Annotated in this window: 12 protein-coding genes and 1 tRNA gene; 3 read left to right on the top strand and 10 right to left on the bottom strand. The window is 68.1% G+C overall.

Features of this window, described 5'->3' with window-relative positions:
• Positions 1-13: 13 nt before the first annotated feature.
• Genes epsL through AM586_RS22855 form a run of 3 tightly spaced genes read right to left on the bottom strand, consistent with a single transcriptional unit; the run spans position 14 to position 3,954 of the window.
• Entirely contained in the window at positions 14-1,213 is a 1,200-nt protein-coding gene (epsL, locus tag AM586_RS22865) for an XrtB/PEP-CTERM-associated polysaccharide biosynthesis outer membrane protein EpsL (protein WP_047823285.1), read from the bottom strand.
• Positions 1,214-1,252: 39 nt separating this feature from the next.
• Positions 1,253-1,978: a CAAX prenyl protease-related protein gene (locus tag AM586_RS22860; RefSeq protein ID WP_082439484.1), complete on the bottom strand. Its 726-nt coding sequence runs from the start codon at positions 1,976-1,978 to the stop codon at positions 1,253-1,255.
• A 47-nt stretch (positions 1,979-2,025) separates the two neighbouring features.
• A complete protein-coding gene (locus AM586_RS22855) occupies positions 2,026-3,954 on the bottom strand; it encodes an ATP-binding cassette domain-containing protein (RefSeq protein ID WP_047823287.1) in 1,929 nt (642 codons plus the stop codon).
• A 178-nt stretch (positions 3,955-4,132) separates the two neighbouring features.
• Here AM586_RS22855 and AM586_RS22850 point away from each other — a divergent pair.
• A tRNA-Arg gene (locus AM586_RS22850) sits at positions 4,133-4,207 on the top strand.
• A 1-nt stretch (position 4,208) separates the two neighbouring features.
• Here AM586_RS22850 and AM586_RS28965 read toward each other — a convergent pair.
• The gene (locus AM586_RS28965; RefSeq protein WP_229411069.1) at positions 4,209-4,421 is read right to left on the bottom strand and encodes a hypothetical protein; all 213 of its coding nucleotides are present in this window, start codon (positions 4,419-4,421) and stop codon (positions 4,209-4,211) included.
• 131 nt (positions 4,422-4,552) lie between these two features.
• Between AM586_RS28965 and AM586_RS28960 the strand changes: the two genes are divergently transcribed.
• Both AM586_RS28960 and AM586_RS28360 read left to right on the top strand, forming a co-directional pair.
• Positions 4,553-4,801: a hypothetical protein gene (locus tag AM586_RS28960; RefSeq protein WP_047823291.1), complete on the top strand. Its 249-nt coding sequence runs from the start codon at positions 4,553-4,555 to the stop codon at positions 4,799-4,801.
• Positions 4,802-4,865: 64 nt separating this feature from the next.
• A complete protein-coding gene (locus tag AM586_RS28360; protein WP_162600584.1) occupies positions 4,866-5,066 on the top strand; it encodes a hypothetical protein in 201 nt (66 codons plus the stop codon).
• 7 nt (positions 5,067-5,073) lie between these two features.
• Here AM586_RS28360 and AM586_RS22840 read toward each other — a convergent pair whose 3' ends face one another.
• The 6 genes from AM586_RS22840 to AM586_RS22815 all read right to left on the bottom strand — a co-directional run bounded on the left by AM586_RS22840 (position 5,074) and on the right by AM586_RS22815 (position 16,025).
• Entirely contained in the window at positions 5,074-7,170 is a 2,097-nt protein-coding gene (locus AM586_RS22840) for a PAS domain-containing sensor histidine kinase (RefSeq protein ID WP_162600583.1), read from the bottom strand.
• Positions 7,171-7,252: 82 nt separating this feature from the next.
• Positions 7,253-7,975 carry a response regulator gene (locus AM586_RS22835; RefSeq protein ID WP_047823295.1) on the bottom strand — a complete coding sequence of 241 codons (723 nt, stop codon included), beginning with the start codon at positions 7,973-7,975 and terminating at the stop codon, positions 7,253-7,255.
• A gap of 64 nt (positions 7,976-8,039) precedes the next feature.
• Positions 8,040-12,305 carry a two-component regulator propeller domain-containing protein gene (locus AM586_RS22830; RefSeq protein ID WP_109370597.1) on the bottom strand — a complete coding sequence of 1,422 codons (4,266 nt, stop codon included), beginning with the start codon at positions 12,303-12,305 and terminating at the stop codon, positions 8,040-8,042.
• A gap of 117 nt (positions 12,306-12,422) precedes the next feature.
• Positions 12,423-14,210 (bottom strand): gamma-glutamyltransferase family protein, encoded by a 1,788-nt coding sequence (locus AM586_RS22825; RefSeq protein WP_047823299.1) that lies wholly within the window; start codon positions 14,208-14,210, stop codon positions 12,423-12,425.
• A gap of 118 nt (positions 14,211-14,328) precedes the next feature.
• Positions 14,329-15,096, bottom strand: coding sequence for a 3-hydroxyacyl-CoA dehydrogenase (locus tag AM586_RS22820; RefSeq protein ID WP_047823301.1), 768 nt, complete (start codon positions 15,094-15,096; stop codon positions 14,329-14,331).
• 98 nt (positions 15,097-15,194) lie between these two features.
• Positions 15,195-16,025, bottom strand: coding sequence for a hypothetical protein (locus AM586_RS22815; RefSeq protein ID WP_047823303.1), 831 nt, complete (start codon positions 16,023-16,025; stop codon positions 15,195-15,197).
• Positions 16,026-16,160: the final 135 nt, after the last annotated feature.

Here is a 16,160-nt window from a genome sequence, read left to right as displayed (position 1 = left end):
TGAAAGTACGGCCTCAGAACTGGGCGTTGGCCGTCAGCGTCACGCTGTTCGACTTGAAGCTGCCCGTCCCGAGGCTCACAGAACCGCTGCGCTGCTGGTGCGCTACCCCGCCCTGCACCTGGACCGTCGGGCGCACCTGCCAGGTGGCGCGCAGGGTCGCCGTGCGGATCGAATCGCGCAGGTCGTCGGAACCGGCGAAGTCCTGGCGCGCGCTGTAGCTGCGTCGTTCATAAACGGCGTCGGCGTTGACCTTGATCTTGGCCGTCGCATCCCACTGGGCGCCGACGCTGGCGCCCTTGTTCAGGGTATAGCTCACCGTGGTGCTCTCGAGCGGAGCGAAGTCGCGCCAGACCGAGGCCGTATAGGTCATCTTGCCGCGCGGCTGGTAGGTGGCGTTGATCTTGCCGGCCGCACCGCTGGTCTTGCCCGTGCCGAACGAAGGCTGCTCGCGGCGCGTGTAACCGACCAGGGCGTCGATCGTGGTCGAGCCGGTGGCCAGCCATTTCACGCGCGCCTTCAGCTCGTCCTGGTTGAAGCCGGAGTTGACGTTGAACGGACCGATCGGGCGCGGGTAGGGATAGCTCCCCTTCACGTGCCGCGCCACCAGGCCGACCGTGCTGCCGCTGCGGGCCAGGTAGTCGAGCTCGAGCTCGGAAGCATCCTCGGTGCGGTTGTTGAAGCGGTTGCTGAGCGCTTCGTAGGTGTACTTGTCGCGCTGGAAGCCCGCGCGCGCGCGCCAGGCCGAATGGAAGCGCCACGCGCCTTCCGCATATTCGCTGCGGGTCTTCCGCAGGTTGCGCTCGCTGCTCTGGAAATCGGTGTACGGCGCCAGCACCTGCTGATAGGAGGTACCGATCCTGCCCTCCAGATGATTGCCCAGCTGCCAGCCCCAGTTTGCCTGCAGATCCTTGCCGTCGTAGTCGAGCTGCTTGAAGTGGTCGAAGTTCGTCTTCGACAGTTTGGCGACGAGCGTGATGCGCTGGCGGCTGTAGGTCTTATCGAAGAGCAGGCCGGCTTCGCGCGTCCACCAGGAATCGGCGCGCGTGTTGTCGAAGGCGGGCTGGCCGTCGGGGATGCGCAGCAGGTTGTCGTCGTGGCCGTAGGCGACGCCGCCGTACACGTGCAGCGCATCGGAGGGCCCGGCGCCGGCCGGCATGGCGGCGAAGGCGGAGAGTATCAGAAGGGCAAGGGGACGCACGCGGGAATTCAACATGATTATTCGTCTTCTTAAAGTTAAACGCGCTTGGCGGATTTACCAGTACGACCAGTTGCCTGTCCGGACAACCCAGATCCCGAGCAGGCCGTTGGTGACGGCATGCGCGAGGATCGGCGACCACAGCGTGCGGTGGCGCATGTACAGCAGGGCATAAGCCGCACCCGCGACGATGCCGGCCAACCACTGGTTATGCTCGACGCCAAACAGCAGGACGGTGATGATGAAGCTTTTGAGACCCAATTGAGATGGCTCAACGGACTCGAAATCGGGTGCGACTATCCAGCGCATCAGGAAGGAGCGCCAGAACAATTCTTCCATTACGGGCACGACCAGGGCCGCACCGGCGATGCGGATCGCCACCAGCAGCCAGTCGATCTGGCCCTGGTTGCGCGGGTCGAAGCCGGAAGGGTTGCCGAAGATCATCCAGTCGGCGTTCAGGCTGACCCACAGGACCAGCACCAGCACGCCGGTGGCGAGCGCGATTACGGCTTGCGAGGAGGAAAGGCGGAAAGGCCTGAGTTCGGTGTAGTGGCGCCAGAACAGCGCCAGCAGCAGCGCGACGGCTGCGATCTTGGCGGGATACAGCCAGAGCAGGATGGAGGGGGCGACGCCCACGCGTTCGAGGACGTCGCCGAGGACGATGAAGAACAGGTAGGCCGCAAACGGCAGGATGCGCACCCAGGCCGCATGGTTGAACATTGGCGCATCGGCCGGTAGCGTTGCCGCGGCGGGTGAAGCGATGCGTTCGTCATGTTCGGTCATGTCTCTCCATCAGCAGGCGCCTGGCCTGCACTCTCTAGCGAGCCATGCTACTCCCCCCTGGCGCGGGCCTCGAGGCGTTCCCAGCGTTCCAGGGTATCAAGCAGCAATTCCTCGATCTCCGCATGTCGTGCGTTTATTCTGCGCGCATCTGCGGGATTGGTCTTGTAAAAGTCTGGCGCGTTCAGCTGGGCCGTGATCGCCGACTGCTCGTCTTCAAGGCTGGCAATGAGTTGAGGAAGCTCCTCCAGCTCTCGCTGTTCCTTGTAGCTCAACTTTACCTTCTTGCCAGACGCGTTCTGTGCGCTGGATGACATTTCGGTCGCTTTGGCCGAGTTCGCTTTTACAGGCTGGGCCGGCGCGGCCGCCGGCGCCTTGGCCGCCTCGTTTTTCACGCGCTCCCAGTCGCTGTAGCCACCGACGTATTCGCGCCACATCCCCTGCCCTTCGGAAACGATCACCTCGGTGACGACGTTGTCGAGGAAGGTACGGTCGTGGCTGACCAGGAACACCGTGCCGCTGTATTCGGCCAGCAGTTCTTCCAGCAGTTCCAGCGTGTCGATGTCGAGGTCGTTGGTCGGCTCGTCCAGCACCAGGCAATTGGCCGGCTTGGCGAACAGGCGCGCCAGCAGCAGGCGGTTACGTTCGCCGCCGGACAGCGACTTGACCGGCGAGCGGGCGCGCTCCGGCGCGAACAGGAAGTCGCCCAGGTAGCTCATCACGTGCTTGCGCTGGCCGTTGACCTCGACCCAGTCGCTGCCCGGGGAAATCGTGTCGGCCAGCGACGCCTCTTCGTTCAGCTGGGCGCGCATCTGGTCGAAGTAGGCGACGTTCAGTTTCGTGCCGAGCTTGACCATGCCGCTGTCGGCCGTCTCCTCGCCGAGGATGATCCTCAGCAAGGTCGTCTTGCCGGCGCCGTTCGGGCCGATCAGGCCGACCTTGTCGCCGCGCAGCACGATGCCGCTGAAGTCTTCGATGATGAGCTTGTCGCCGTAGGACTTGGACACGTTCTCCAGTTCCGCCACGATCTTGCCCGAGCGCTCGCCGGACCCGACGTCGAGCCTGACCTGGCCCTGCTGGTCGCGGCGCGCGGCGCGCTCCAGGCGCAGCGCTTCGAGTCGGCGCACCCGGCCTTCGTCGCGGGTACGGCGCGCCTGCACGCCCTTGCGGATCCAGACCTCTTCCTGGGCCAGCACCTTGTCGAACTTGGCGTTCTCGATTTCCTCGATCGCCAGCAGCTCCTTCTTGCGCTCCTGGTATTTGCTGAAGTTGCCCGGGAAGGACAGCAGGCGTCCGCGGTCGAGTTCGACGATGCGGGTGGCGACGTTGTCGAGGAAGCGGCGGTCGTGGGTGATGAACAGCACCGAGCCGCGGAATTCGCGCAGCAGGCCTTCCAGCCACTGGATCGAGCTGAAGTCGAGGTGGTTGGTCGGTTCGTCGAGCAGCAGCACGTCCGGCCCCGACACCAGCGCCACCGCCAGCGCGACGCGCTTCTGCATCCCGCCCGACAGCGTGCCCATCTGCGCATCGCCGTTCAGGCCGAGGCGGCCGAGCGTGGTCTCGACCTTGTTATCGAGGCTCCAGGCGTCGGTCGCGTCGAGCTTGACCTGCAGCTCATGCATGCGCTCCATGAGCGCGTCGTCATCGCCCTGCCCGAACTGTCCGGTCAGCGCCTCGTACTCGGCCAGCATGGCCTTCTGCTCGCCCATGCCGCCGGCGACCGCGTCGAACACGGTCATGGCCGGATCGAAGGTCGGCTCCTGCTCGACATAGGCGATCTTCAGGCCCTGCTGCATGACCAGCAGGCCATCGTCGAGTTTCGAGCGGCCGGAGATGATCTTCAGCAGCGAGGACTTGCCGGTGCCGTTACGGCCGATGAGGCCGACGCGCTCGCCGGCTTCGAAGGAAAAATCCGCATGGTCGAGCAGCGCCACGTGGCCGAAAGCCAGTTGCGCGGAGGAGAGGGAAATGACAGCCATGATCGTGTGCGTGCCCGCCGCCCATCAAGGCGCGCGGGTGAGTAAACAGTGAAAGAAAGGCGCATTGTACCGACTGGCGCGCCAAGACTTCCAATATTGTCCTAATCATCAGCTATAATTGCGGTCGGTTCACGATCCCGGCCTGCTTTGCAGGGACTGCTCGCCGAACCGCTGAGTCCTCCCCGTAGTACAATGGATAGTACACATGCCTCCTAAGCGTGGGATACAGGTTCGATTCCTGTCGGGGGGACCAATCAGCCGATTTTGCCGCAGACCGGTGCAGCGAACTGCAGCACCCACACCAGCGGATTCTCCTCCCAGCTGCCCGCCCCGTTGATCCGCTCCCACACGCCGCGATAAGCCAGCACCGGATCGTCCACCGTCCCGGGCGCGATTCCTTCCGCCAGCGCGTCCGCGGCGCTGATGTCCTGCAGCCGCTCGACCCGCAGCGCGACGATCTGCAGCACGAGCCGGCTCGCCGCGCGCGGCATGAACAGCGCTGGCCGCTTGTGCCAGGCCGGCTTCGCGCCGGGCGTGCGGATCTGCGCCCGGGCCCTGGTCCGCTTCGTAGCGCCAGCGCAGGCCGGCGGCGAGCGTCATGTCGACGAAATACCGTTCGTCGCGTTCCCTGGCCGCATTGAAGCGGGTCTCCCAGCGGCCGAAGGCAAAGAAGGTCTCGCGTACCCACAGCCTGTCGCCGGGCTGGCCGAAGCGCTTATGCGCCACATCCAGCGCCGCATCCTCCGAAGGGCGCAGCGCCCGCCGCGTCTGGGTCTTGGTCCCGTCCAGCAGCGCGCGCACCATCGGCCCCGAGAACAAGATGCTGCGCCCGGCCGGCGCGGGGTGAGTTTCGGTGAACATGCCGGGAGTATGTTTTCCTCTACTCATCTGTTTCCGCCTCAGGAGTCGTGATGAAAAGAGCAGCCATCACGAAGGACAAGGACGCCTTCCTGAAACTGTTCCTGAAGCCGGACGTCACCTGGACCGGCATACCGGCGGACCAATCCGGGAAGAAACCTTTTCCAACGTGCGCACCGAAGCCGGCTGGAAGATCGCCGGCGTCATCTGGTCGCAGGAAACTCGATCCGGCCCCGCCGCCAAAGCAGCAGTAAGCACCGATCAGGCCGGCACTTCGTCGGCCGCACCGCTGTTCGCGCCCGCGCCGGCCGGCGCCGGCGCCAGCATCATGCCGACCTTGTCGACCAGCGCGGCCATGGCGAAGGGCTTGGTCAGCAGCTCCATCTGCGCCGGCAGGGTTTCGTTGCGCATTACCGTGCTTTCCGCGTAGCCGGTCACCAGCAGCACCGGGATCTGCGGCCACAGCATCCTGACCTGGTCGGCCAGTTGGCGGCCGTTCATGCCGTTCGGCAGGCCGACGTCGGTGACCAGCATGTCCGGGCGGCCGACGCGGCCGCGCTCCTGCAACTGGCGCAAGGCCTGCGGCGCATCGGCCGCTTCCAGCACCGTATAGCCCTGCAGGCGCAGGACCTCGGCCATCACGGTGCGGATGTCGGCCTCGTCGTCGACCACCAGCACCATGCCCTTGCGGCTCAAGGCCGGCAGCGGCGCTTCGCCGTCGGCGAGCTGCGCTTGCGGCGCTTCGGCGACCAGGCGCGGCAGCAGCATGCGCACCTCGGTGCCCTGTCCCGGCGCCGAATCGATCCGCACCTGGCCGCCCGACTGGCGCGCGAAGCCGTACACCATCGACAGGCCGAGGCCCGTGCCCTGCCCCATCGGCTTGGTCGTGAAGAAGGGATCGAAGGCGCGCGCCAGCACGTCCGGCGGCATGCCGGCGCCGCTGTCGCGCACCGTCACCAGCACGTACTCGCCGGGTTTGAGGTCGCCGTAGCGGCCGGCCTGCAGCGGTGCAATGACGGCGTTCTCGGTTTCGATGACGATCACGCCGCCTTCCGGCATGGCGTCGCGCGCATTGTTGGCCAGGTTCAGCAGCGCGCTCTCGAGCTGGTTGGGGTCGCACAGCGTGGTCCACAGCGCCGCCTGCAGGCGCGTGCGCAGGGTGATCGACGGCCCGGCCGAACGCTTGACCAGGTCGCTCATCGACATCACCAGGGCGTTCACGCTGGTCGGCTTCGGGTCGAGCGCCTGGCGCCGCGAGAAGGCCAGCAGGCGGTGCGTCAGCGCCGCCGCGCGCTGGGTCACGCCGAGCGCGGCGTCGATGCGCGCCGGCAGGTCGCCAGTCTGGCCCATGCGCAGGCGCAGCTTCATCAATTCGAGGTGACCGGCGACGCCGGCCAGCATATTGTTGAAGTCGTGCGCCAGGCCGCCGGTCAGCTGGCCCACCGCTTCCATCTTCTGCGACTGGCGCAGCGCATCCTCGGCCTGGCGCAGGGCGTCGGCCTGGTGCTTCTCGGCGGTGATGTCGCGCGCCACGCCGTACAGCAGCTCCCCTTCCGGCGAGATCGTCCACTGCACCCACCGATGCGAGCCGTCCTTGTGCAGCACCCGGGTCTCGTAGCCGACCAGCGGCGTGCCTTCGGCCAGGATCAGCAGGTGACGCGCCACGTCGTCGCGGTCGTCCGGATGCACCATTTCCATGAAGGGACGGATGGTCGCTTCCTCGGCGCTCCAGCCGAAGTGCTCGGTGAAGGCCGGGTTGACGGTCAGGAAGCGTCCGGTCACCAGCGAGGCGGCCGCCATCACGTCCGGCGAGATACGCCACAGCCGGTCGCGGTCGAGCGCGTGCGAGGCGACCTGGTGGCTCAGGCTTTGGTTCAGGTGCCGCATCCTGTCGATCGCCTGGACCTTGCCGGTGGTCTCGAAGACCGTGCACAGGATGCCGGCCACGACGCCGTGCTCGTCGCGCACCGGGCTGTACGAGAAACTGTAGTTCTGCTGCTCCGGATAGCCGTAGCGCTCGGTCGTCACCGGCAGGTCTTCGAAATAGCTCGCTTCGCCGGCCCAGGCGCGCTCGGCAATCGGCCCGACCGTGTCCCAGGCCTCGCTCCAGACTTCGCGGAACGGACGGCCGAGCGCGGTCTTCGCGCCGAGCAGCGGCGTATAGGCGTCGTTATGGAAGCTGATGAATTCCAGCCCCCAGCACAGGAAGTTCGGGAACTTGGAATTCAGGACGATGCCCAGCGCCGTACGCAAGGCCGCAGGCCAGCCGTCGATCGGTCCGAGGGGCGTAGCGGACCAGTCGTGCGCCGCGATGCGCTCTCCCATCTGGCCGCCCGTCCGTAAAAAAATTGCACTCATCGACATTATTGTAATGAGAAACATTTGCCGGGCGGCGCGCAATTGGCACAGCCCGTCGGCCCACTCTGTGCGGTGACGCGCCTTACAGGGGCGCCAGCCGGCGCGCCGCGTCGGTCCGGCGCAGGACCGCAGCGCAGGCGGCCTCGAGCTCGAGCTCAAGCTCGGCGCCGACAGCCGCCAGCGGCAGGGCGGCCCGGGTCTCGAGCGCCGCGGCAGCCTGCATCAGGCCGAGCGTGCGGCAGCCTTCGGCCAGGCGTTCGAGCTGGGCGCGGGCGGCCTCCATCTGGCCGGCGCCCAGCAGGCGCTCGATATCGGCGCCGGCGCCCGCCAGCTGGCGCTGCAGACCGCCCAGGTAGAGCAGCAGGCGGGCGGCGTCGATGCCGAGCCGGCGCATGGTCGCGTCCGGGCTCTCGTCCCGGCCCTCGTTCGACCCGTCGCCACCCCTGGCCAGGCTGAACAGGTAATCGCGCACCTTGCCGCAGTCGAAAGGCTTGACGATGTAGCCGGCCGCGCCCAGGCCGAGCGCCTGTTCCATGGTGGCGCCGTCGGCGGCCGCCGAGACCAGCACGAAAGGCAGGCCGGCGAAGCGTTCGTCGGCCTTGGCCCGCGCCAGCAGCTCCATGCCGGACAGGCGCGGCATGCGCAGGTCGCAGAACAGCATCGCCGGACGGGCGCCGGCATCGAGCTGGCGCCAGGCGTCCTCGCCGTCCTCGGCTTCCAGCACGTCGTAGCTGCCGGTGCTGTCGATCATGTGCATCAGCATCATGCGCGACACCACGTCGTCGTCGACCACCAGGACCTTCATCGCGCCTCCGCCTTCACAGTGTTGTTGTGAAGCAAATTATACATATGGCTGGAGGGCGCACGATTCAAGCCGTGGTTTCTTCGAAACGTGCCAGCAGGCCCAGCAGGTCCGGCAGGCGGGCCCGCACGCGCTCCAGGCGGCCGCCGTCGGCATCGCGCTCGAGCTCGGTGCACAGCTGGTGCAGTTCGGCCTCGCCCAGGTAGCCGGCGCTGCCGCGCATGCCGTGCAGCAGGCGGCCGCAGGCTTCCGGATCGCCGGCTTCCAGGGCCGCGTCGAGCTCGCTGCGGCGGCGCGGCAGGTCGGCGGCGAAGGCGGCGCGCATCTTGCCCTGCAGGTCGCTGGCGCGGCGGCCGTATTTCGGGCCGTAGCCTGGCGCCTGCACCGGCTGCGGCTGCGTCTGCGGCTCGCCCTGCGCGCCCGTGGACACGCCGAACATGGCGTCCAGCTCCGCCGTGCTGGGGGTGGCGGCCGGGTCGTGCGGCGCGAGCGGCGCCATCGGCTGCAGTTCGACGCCGCGCTGCAGCTGGCGCTCGATCGCGCGGCTCAGGTGGAAGTGCAGCTGGACCTCTTCGATCGGCTTGGTGAGGAAGGCGTCCATGCCGCAGGCCAGGTAGCGCGAGCGGTCTTCCTCGCTGGCGTTGGCCGTGAGCGCAACGATCATCAGGTGCTGGTCCAGCACCGGCGCCTCGAGCGGCCCGCCGGCGCGGATCAGGCGGGTGGCGGTGGCGCCGTCCATCTCCGGCATGCGGCCGTCCATCAGGATCAGGTCGTAGCGGGCGCGCGCGCAGGCGGCCACCGCGAGCTGGCCGTTCTCGACCACGTCGACCTGGTGGCCCAGGTCTTCCAGCATCATGCGCACGATGATCTGGTTGGTCGGGTAGTCTTCGGCGCACAGCACGCGCAGGCGGTGGGTGTGCGGCTCGCGCGGCACCTGCGCCACCACCGGCGGCTGCACGCCGTCGGCCAGCGGCAGCAGGAAACTGAAGGTCGACCCCTGCCCCGGCGTGCTGGCCGCGCCGATCGCGCCGCCCATCAGCTCGACCAGCTGGCGGCAGATCGCCAGTCCCAGCCCGGTGCCGCCGTAGCGCCGCGTGGTGCTGGCGTCGGCCTGCTCGAATTTCTGGAACAGGCGCGGCAGCGCGTCCGGCTCGATGCCGATGCCGGTGTCCTCGACCGAGAAGCGGATCATATTGCGCTTCTGGACGTCGACCTGGTCGTCGGGCCGGCGTTCGACGCGCACACTGACGGTGCCGGTCTCGGTGAACTTGAAGGCGTTGCCGACCAGGTTGACCAGGATCTGGCGCAGGCGGGTCGGGTCGCCCACCACGAAGCGCGGCAGGTCCGGGTCCAGGTGGACCGCGAAGCCGACGCTGTGCGCACCGGCCTGCTCCTCGAACAGCGTCACCACGTGGCCGATGGCTTCGTCGAGGGCGAAGTCGATGTTCTCGATGGTCAGCTTGCCGGCCTCGATCTTCGAGAAGTCCAGCAGGTCGTTGATGATCGCCAGCAGCGACTGGGCGTTGGCCTGGCCGCGCAGGATCTGCTCGCGGGTCGAGTCGCGCAGCTGGGCGTCGCGCAGGGCGAAGCCGAGCATGCCGATCACGCCGGCCAGCGGCGTGCGCATCTCGTGGCTCATGTTCGCCAGGAACTCGGACTTCTGGCGCGTGGCGTCCTCGGCGCGCTGCTTGGCCAGGTACAGGCGCTCTTCGTTTTCCTGCAGGGCGCCGTTGGCGCGCGCCAGCTCGTCGGTACGGCGGCGCACCTGGCGCTGCTGCTCGCGCAGCTCGGCGGTCTGGTGCTCGAGCAGGCGGTTCTGCTGCTCGATGCGCTCGGTGCGCGCACTGACCTGGTGTTCGAGCAGTTCCTTCTGGCGCCGCAGCCCGCCGACGCGGATGCGGAAGGTTCCGTAGCCGATCCCGGCCACCAGCAGTACGACCAGGCCGCGGAACCACCAGGTCTTCCAGTACGGCGGCAGCACCGTGATCTCGAAGCTGGCCGGGGCGTCGCTCCAGACCCCGTCCTTGTTGGCGGCGCGCACCTGGAACACATAGGTGCCCGGATCGAGGTTGGTGTAGGTGGCGAAGCGCTTGTTGGCGTCGGCGGAGATCCAGTCCTGGTCGAAGCCGGCCAGGCGGTAGGCGAAGCGGTTGCGCAGCGGCGCCGCGAAGTGCAGCGCCGAGAACTCCAGCGAGAACACGGAATCCGAGGCCGGCAGCGTGATCCCGCCGGCGCGCTCGATCGGCCAGCTCACCAGGCCCGGATGGCGCTTCTGCACCGGCTCGCCGAAGATCTGCAGGCCGGTGATCACGGCGCGCGGCGCGATCAGGTTGTCGTGCAGCGCGCGCGGGTGGAAGGCGGTGATGCCGTTGTTGCCGCCGAAGTAAAGGGTGCCGTCGGGCGCGCGCAGCGCCGAGGCGTCGAAATACGCACCCTCGATGGTGCCGTCGGCGGCGTCGTAGTTGCGCCAGCTGCCGCTGACGGGGTCGAGGCGCGCGATATTGCTGGAGGTGCTGACCCAGATCTGGCCGTCCTGGTCTTCCAGCATCGCCGCCACCGCGTCGTCGCTCATGCCGTCGTGGCTGGTGTAGCGCTGGAAGCGCGGGGTGCCGTCGCTGCCCACCATCATCTTGTTCAGGCCGACCGCGGTGCCGACCCACAGGACACCGCGCCGGTCTTCCATCAGGTAGTGGACTTCGTCGTGGCTGAGGCTGGTGGCGTCGTTCGGGTCGTGGCGGAAGTGGCGGAACCTGCCGGTCGCGCGGTCGAGCAGGTCGAGGCCGTCGAAGGTGCCGATCCACAGCCGGCCCTGGCGGTCTTCCAGCATCGGCCGCACCACGTTGTCGGCCAGGCTGGCGCCCACCGCCGGGTCGTGCTGGTAAGTGGTCAGCTTGCCGGTCTTCGGGTCCAGCTGGTGCAGGCCGCCGCGGCTGGCGATCCACAGATTGCCGTCGCGCGCCACCATCAGGTTGCGCACGAAATTCGCATCGACGTCGCCCTGCACCAGCACCCGCCGCGTCAGGCGTCCGCTCTTCGGATCCAGGTGGAGCAGGCCGTTGCGGACCCCGATCCACAGGGAGCCGTCGTGATCCGTCGCGACCGCGGTCGCCATCGCATCGCCCGAGGTCGCGGCATCGCCCGCGGCCAGGCGCCAGGTTTTTTCCTCCCGGGTCGACGGATCGAAATGGTGCAGGCCGCCGTTAGTGGCCAGCCACAGCTTGCCGGCGCCATCCCAGGCGATGCCGCGCACCTTGTTGTCGTTCAGGGTGATCGGCAGGTCGGGGCCGCGCACGATGCGCGCGAAGCCGCCGCCGCCGAGATCGGCGCGCGACACGCCGCCGTACCAGGTGCCGGCCCAGAAGGTGCCGACGCGGTCGCCGTACAGCGCCGAGACCTGGTTGTCGCCGAGACTGAAATTGTCGGTGATGCGGTGCGGATGGTGCTCGAAGCGCCCGGCCGCCGGCATCCAGCGGTACAGGCCGCGGTCGTGGGTGCCGACCCAGACCTGGCGCTGGGCGTCCTGGTACAGCGTGCCGATCTCGCCCGGCGGCATGCCGTCCGCCGCGTCGAAGGAGACCGGGGCGTCGGCGCCGCCGTGGTCGCGGCGCTCCAGCCCGCCCATGCTGCCGATCCACAGGCGCTGGCTGGCGTCGAGCAGCAGGCTCTGGATCACATCGAACTTGCCGCCCTGGGGAGAACGGTGGTGGGTGAAGCGCATCAGGTCGGCGTCGAGGCTGTCCAGGCCGTTCCAGGTGCCGATCCACAGCCGGCCCCTGGCGTCCAGCGCCAGCGAGGACAGCTTGTCGGAGGCCAGGCTGTCCGCCACGCCCGGCACGTGGTGCCAGGTGGCGAAGCGTCCACTGGCAATGTCGAAGTGCTGCAGGCCGTCGCCGGTGGCCAGCCACAGGCCTTCCTTGCCGTCGTCGGCGATGGCGCTGATGTGGCGGTTGCCGTTGCCGCGCTTGGCCGGCTCGTCGGGCTGGAAATTCGAGAAGCTGCCGCTCTCCGGATGGTAGAGGGCGAGGCCGCCGTCGGTGCCGATCCACAGCCGGCCCTTGCGGTCGACGTGGAGCACGCGCACCCAGTTGTTGACCAGCGACTGCGGATCGCCGACCACGTTGCGGTAATTGGTGAAGCGGTAACCGTCGTAGCGCGACAGGCCCGACTGGGTGCCGAACCACATGAAGCCGTCGAGGTCCTGGACGATCGCCAGCACCGACTCCTGGGCCAGGCCGTCCTCCACCGACAGGTGTTCGAAGCGCAGGGTCGGGGTCGGCGCCGCCGCCGCCGGCCCGCCGGGCAGGCAGGCCAGCGCCAGCAACAGCGACAGCATCAGAAACGCCCACAGGCGCCGCATTGGGCGCCTGGCTAAGTCATGTTTAATATCCACAAGGCAAGGGTAGCAAAGTCTGCCCTTCCCATGTGGAATAAATACACTTTTGCTATCGTTTTAGTCGCCTTTTGCCACACCTTCGCGACGCGGATCGGCGCCGCCGAACCACAGCGGCACGCCGTGGATGTCCATGCGCTCGATGCCGTGCAGGCCGGAATTCTGCTCGCCGATGCGGATCGCGTGGCCGCGCGCCTTCAGTTGCTCGATTTCCGATTGCGGGAAACGCCCCGCTTCCAGCTCGGTCGGTCCGTTGCGGCTGCCGAAGTTCGGCAGCGCGATCGCCTGCTGCATGTTCAAGCCCCAGTCGAGGGTGCCGACCAGGACTTTTGCCACGTAGTTGATGATCAAGGGGCCGCCCGGCGAACCGATCGCCTCGACGAAGCGGCCGCTCTTCTTGTCGAACACGATGGTCGGGCTCATCGCGCTGCGCGGACGCTTGCCTGCCTCGACGCGGTTGGCGACCGGGCCATTGGCGTCGCGCGAATCGAAGGAGAAGTCGGTCAGCTGGTTGTTCAGGATGAAACCGTCGACCATCTGGCGCGAGCCGAAGGCATCTTCGACGCTGGTGGTCATCGACAGGCCGGCGCCGTAGCCGTCGACGGCCACGATGTGCGAGGTCGAATGGGCTTCGATCGAATTGTCCTGGCCCCAGTTCCAGGCGGTCTCGACGCCCGGCGGGTGACCGGCCTCGGCCTTGCCCATCGAGCGCGGCCCGATCAGGCCGGCGCGCTTGCCGAGGTAGTCCTTGTCCAGCAGGGCCGGGATGCCGCGGCCGGGCAGCGGCACGAAGTCGGTGTCGGCGGCGTAGCGGTCGCGGTCGGCATAGGCCAGGCGCCCGACTTCCGAGAACACGTGCACCGCATCCGCATTCGGGATGCCGTTGGTCGGCGCCAGCGCCTTCATGTCGCGGGTCTCGAACATGCCCAGCATCTGGGCCACCGCGATGCCGCCCGAGGACGGCGGCGGCATTCCGCACACGGTCCAGGCACGGTAATCGTTGCAGACCGGATCGCGCTGCTTGGCCTGGTAGGCGGCGATGTCGGCGGCGCTCAGGAGGCCCGGATTGGTCGGGTGGCCCTTGACCTTGGCTTCGATGTCGCGCGCGATGTGGCCGGTGTAGAAGACGTCGGCGCCGCCCTCGGCGATTTCGCGCAGGGTGCGCGCCAGCGCCGGGTTCTTCAGGATGTGGCCGACCGGCCAGGGCTTGCCGTCCGGTCCATAGAAGTAGGCGCGTGCGGTCGGGTCCCTGCGGATGTAGGGGTCCCAGGCCAGCAGGCCGTTCAGGCGCGGGCTGACCGCGAAGCCGTTCTCGGACAGGCGGATCGCCGGCCCGAACAGGGTCTTCCAGGGCAGCTTGCCGTGCTGGCGGTGCGCCAGTTCCAGCATGCGCAGCACGCCCGGCGCGCCGGTCGAACGGCCGCCGACGATGCCCTCGGTGCGCGACAGCGGGCTGCCGTCCGGGTGCTGGAACAGGTGCTCGTCGGCTTTCGAGGGCGCGGTCTCGCGGCCGTCGAAGGCCTGCACCTTCTTGCCGTCGTAGTACATCAGGAAGGCGCCGCCGCCGATGCCGGACGATTGCGGCTCGACCAGGGTCAGCACCAGCTGGGTCGCGATGCCGGCGTCGATCGCAGTGCCGCCCTGCTTCAGCATCTCGTAACCCGCTTCGACCGCCAGCGGATTGGCGGCCGCCACCATGTACTTGCGGGCGGCCCAGCCGGCCTTTTCCGTGTAGCCGGTGGCGGCTTCGGGCGCCTTCTGGAGGACATCCTGGGCGAAGACGGGGACTTGTGCGGCGGCCAGGACGGCCGCAAGCAGGGAAAGGGAAAACGGCAGTGTCAACTTCATCGGATCTCCGGAAAAAAACAGGGCGTGCAGCCATCGTTGTTACCGACCTGCACGCCCGATATCACGGAGCATCCTACATCAAATGAGCAAGTTGCTCACGAAACCTGATTTCAGCCCATTATTTTGGCTGCATGCGGATCGCGCCATCCAGGCGGATCGTCTCGCCGTTGAGCATGGTGTTTTCGATGATGGTTTTGGCCAGGTGCGCGTATTCGGACGGCATGCCGAGGCGCGGCGGGAACGGCACCATCTTGCCCAGCGCATCGCGCACTTCCTGGGGCATGCCCATCAGCATCGGGGTTTCGAAGATGCCCGGCGCGATGGTCATCACGCGCACACCGCTGCGCGACAGGTCGCGCGCCATCGGCAGGGTCATGCCGGCCACGCCGGCCTTCGACGCGCCGTAGGCGGCCTGGCCGATCTGGCCGTCGAAGGCCGCGACCGAGGCGGTATTGATGATGACGCCGCGCTCGCCATACTCCAGCGCGTCGAGCTTGCCCATCGCGTCGGCCGCCAGGCGGCACATGTTGAAGGTGCCGACCAGGTTGATGTTGATCGCGCGCTGGAAGGCGTCGAGCGGGTGCGGGCCGTCCTTGCCGACGGTCTTGATGGCCGGCGCCACGCCGGCGCAGTTGATCAGGCCGCGGATGGCGCCCATCGAGGCGGCGGCATCGACCACCGCCAGGCCGTCTGCCTCTGAGGTGACGTCGCATTTCACGAAACGCGCCTTGCCGGCGCCCAGCTCGGCGGCCAGTTTCTCGCCAGCCTCTACCTGCACGTCGGCCAGCACGGCCATGCCGCCGGCGTCCACGATCATGCGCGCGGTGGCCGCGCCCAGGCCGGACGCGCCGCCCGTCACGATGAATACATTGTTCTGAATTTGCATTGCTGTCTCTCCTCCAGGAATTCTCAATCGACCTCAGGTAACGTTTACGTAAACGTCAACTCCCGGATTGTAGCGAGCTTCGGCGCCAAACACCATGTTTATAAACACTGGACGGTCGTGCCGACGCGGGTGCAGGGGCGGCCGCTGCGGTTGACGCCGCTGCCGCTCGGGCCCAGGTTGTAGGTGCCGCCGGCAGCGTCGCGGCAGGCGCCGCCGACGCAGGAATTCAGGGGCGCCGAACTCGGCACCACCGGCTGCGGCGCCTGGGCCGGCGCCGGGACCGGCACCGCGCCGTAGCCGATGGCCGCCGGCTCGCCGCCGCCCGGCGGACGCGGCGCCAGCGGTCCGCTCGCCTGCCAGGCTTCATGCCGGCGCCGGGCCTGCTTCGCCTGCTTCTGCTGCTTTTGCTGTGGCTGCTGCTGCGGTGGCGGCTGCTGCGGCGGCGACGATTGTTGCGAGCGCGGCTGGGCTTCGCGCGTCAGGGTGTCGGTTTCGTCGCGGACTTCGGCCGGGTCCTTGCGCGCCGGGTCGCCGGCCTGGCGCTGGCGCGGGTTCAGCACCGGGCCGTAGCTGGGCGCCGGGGTGCCGCCGGCGGGGCGCATGGTGTTTGGCGCGGCGCCCGCGTTCGGGTCGGTGCTGCGCGCGGGCCGGGCGGCATCGCTGTGGCCGGCCGCTTCGTCGGCCACGCCGGCATCCTGGTTGGCCCGGTCGGTGCTCCGGTTCTGGCGCCCGGTGGCGGCGCCCTCCTCCCTGCGCAGGAAGGATTCAGCCTGCTCGCGCGCTTCCTGCGCCTGCCGGGTCTGCTCCGGCGTCTGCACCTGCGGCTGGGCTTGCGGCTGCATTGGCGCCTGCCGCGCCTGGGCTGCCGAAACCGTGCCGGCGAGCAGCGCCGACAGCGCCAGGGCGCCGAATGATCCGATCGTGTTCATGGCCCACCTCGTCTGACATGATGAGCCCATTATCGGCTGCGCTTATCGGGACCGGCGCGCGCCTGTCACCATTCGCCAGCCCTGTCCGGCGCCCTGGTCGAAAGGGCGTCAACTCCCTGTCAGCTTTTGCGCGTA

Source organism: Massilia sp. WG5 (assembly GCF_001412595.2).
Lineage (GTDB): Bacteria > Pseudomonadota > Gammaproteobacteria > Burkholderiales > Burkholderiaceae_D > Telluria.
This window is presented reverse-complemented; position numbering and strand designations above follow the sequence as displayed.

Excerpts from the sequence above, each read along its gene's own strand:
- AM586_RS28360 (WP_162600584.1), top strand. The coding sequence starts at position 4,866 with ATGAAAAGAGCAGCCATCACGAAGGACAAGGACGCCTTCCTGAAACTG.
- AM586_RS22860 (WP_082439484.1), bottom strand. The coding sequence starts at position 1,978 with ATGACCGAACATGACGAACGCATCGCTTCACCCGCCGCGGCAACGCTA.
- epsL (WP_047823285.1), bottom strand. The coding sequence starts at position 1,213 with ATGTTGAATTCCCGCGTGCGTCCCCTTGCCCTTCTGATACTCTCCGCC.
- AM586_RS22855 (WP_047823287.1), bottom strand. The coding sequence starts at position 3,954 with ATGGCTGTCATTTCCCTCTCCTCCGCGCAACTGGCTTTCGGCCACGTG.
- AM586_RS22815 (WP_047823303.1), bottom strand. The coding sequence starts at position 16,025 with ATGAACACGATCGGATCATTCGGCGCCCTGGCGCTGTCGGCGCTGCTC.
- AM586_RS28960 (WP_047823291.1), top strand. The coding sequence starts at position 4,553 with ATGTCGACGAAATACCGTTCGTCGCGTTCCCTGGCCGCATTGAAGCGG.
- AM586_RS22825 (WP_047823299.1), bottom strand. The coding sequence starts at position 14,210 with ATGAAGTTGACACTGCCGTTTTCCCTTTCCCTGCTTGCGGCCGTCCTG.
- AM586_RS22820 (WP_047823301.1), bottom strand. The coding sequence starts at position 15,096 with ATGCAAATTCAGAACAATGTATTCATCGTGACGGGCGGCGCGTCCGGC.
- AM586_RS22830 (WP_109370597.1), bottom strand. The coding sequence starts at position 12,305 with ATGCTGTCGCTGTTGCTGGCGCTGGCCTGCCTGCCCGGCGGGCCGGCG.
- AM586_RS22835 (WP_047823295.1), bottom strand. The coding sequence starts at position 7,975 with ATGAAGGTCCTGGTGGTCGACGACGACGTGGTGTCGCGCATGATGCTG.
- AM586_RS22840 (WP_162600583.1), bottom strand. The coding sequence starts at position 7,170 with ATGAGTGCAATTTTTTTACGGACGGGCGGCCAGATGGGAGAGCGCATC.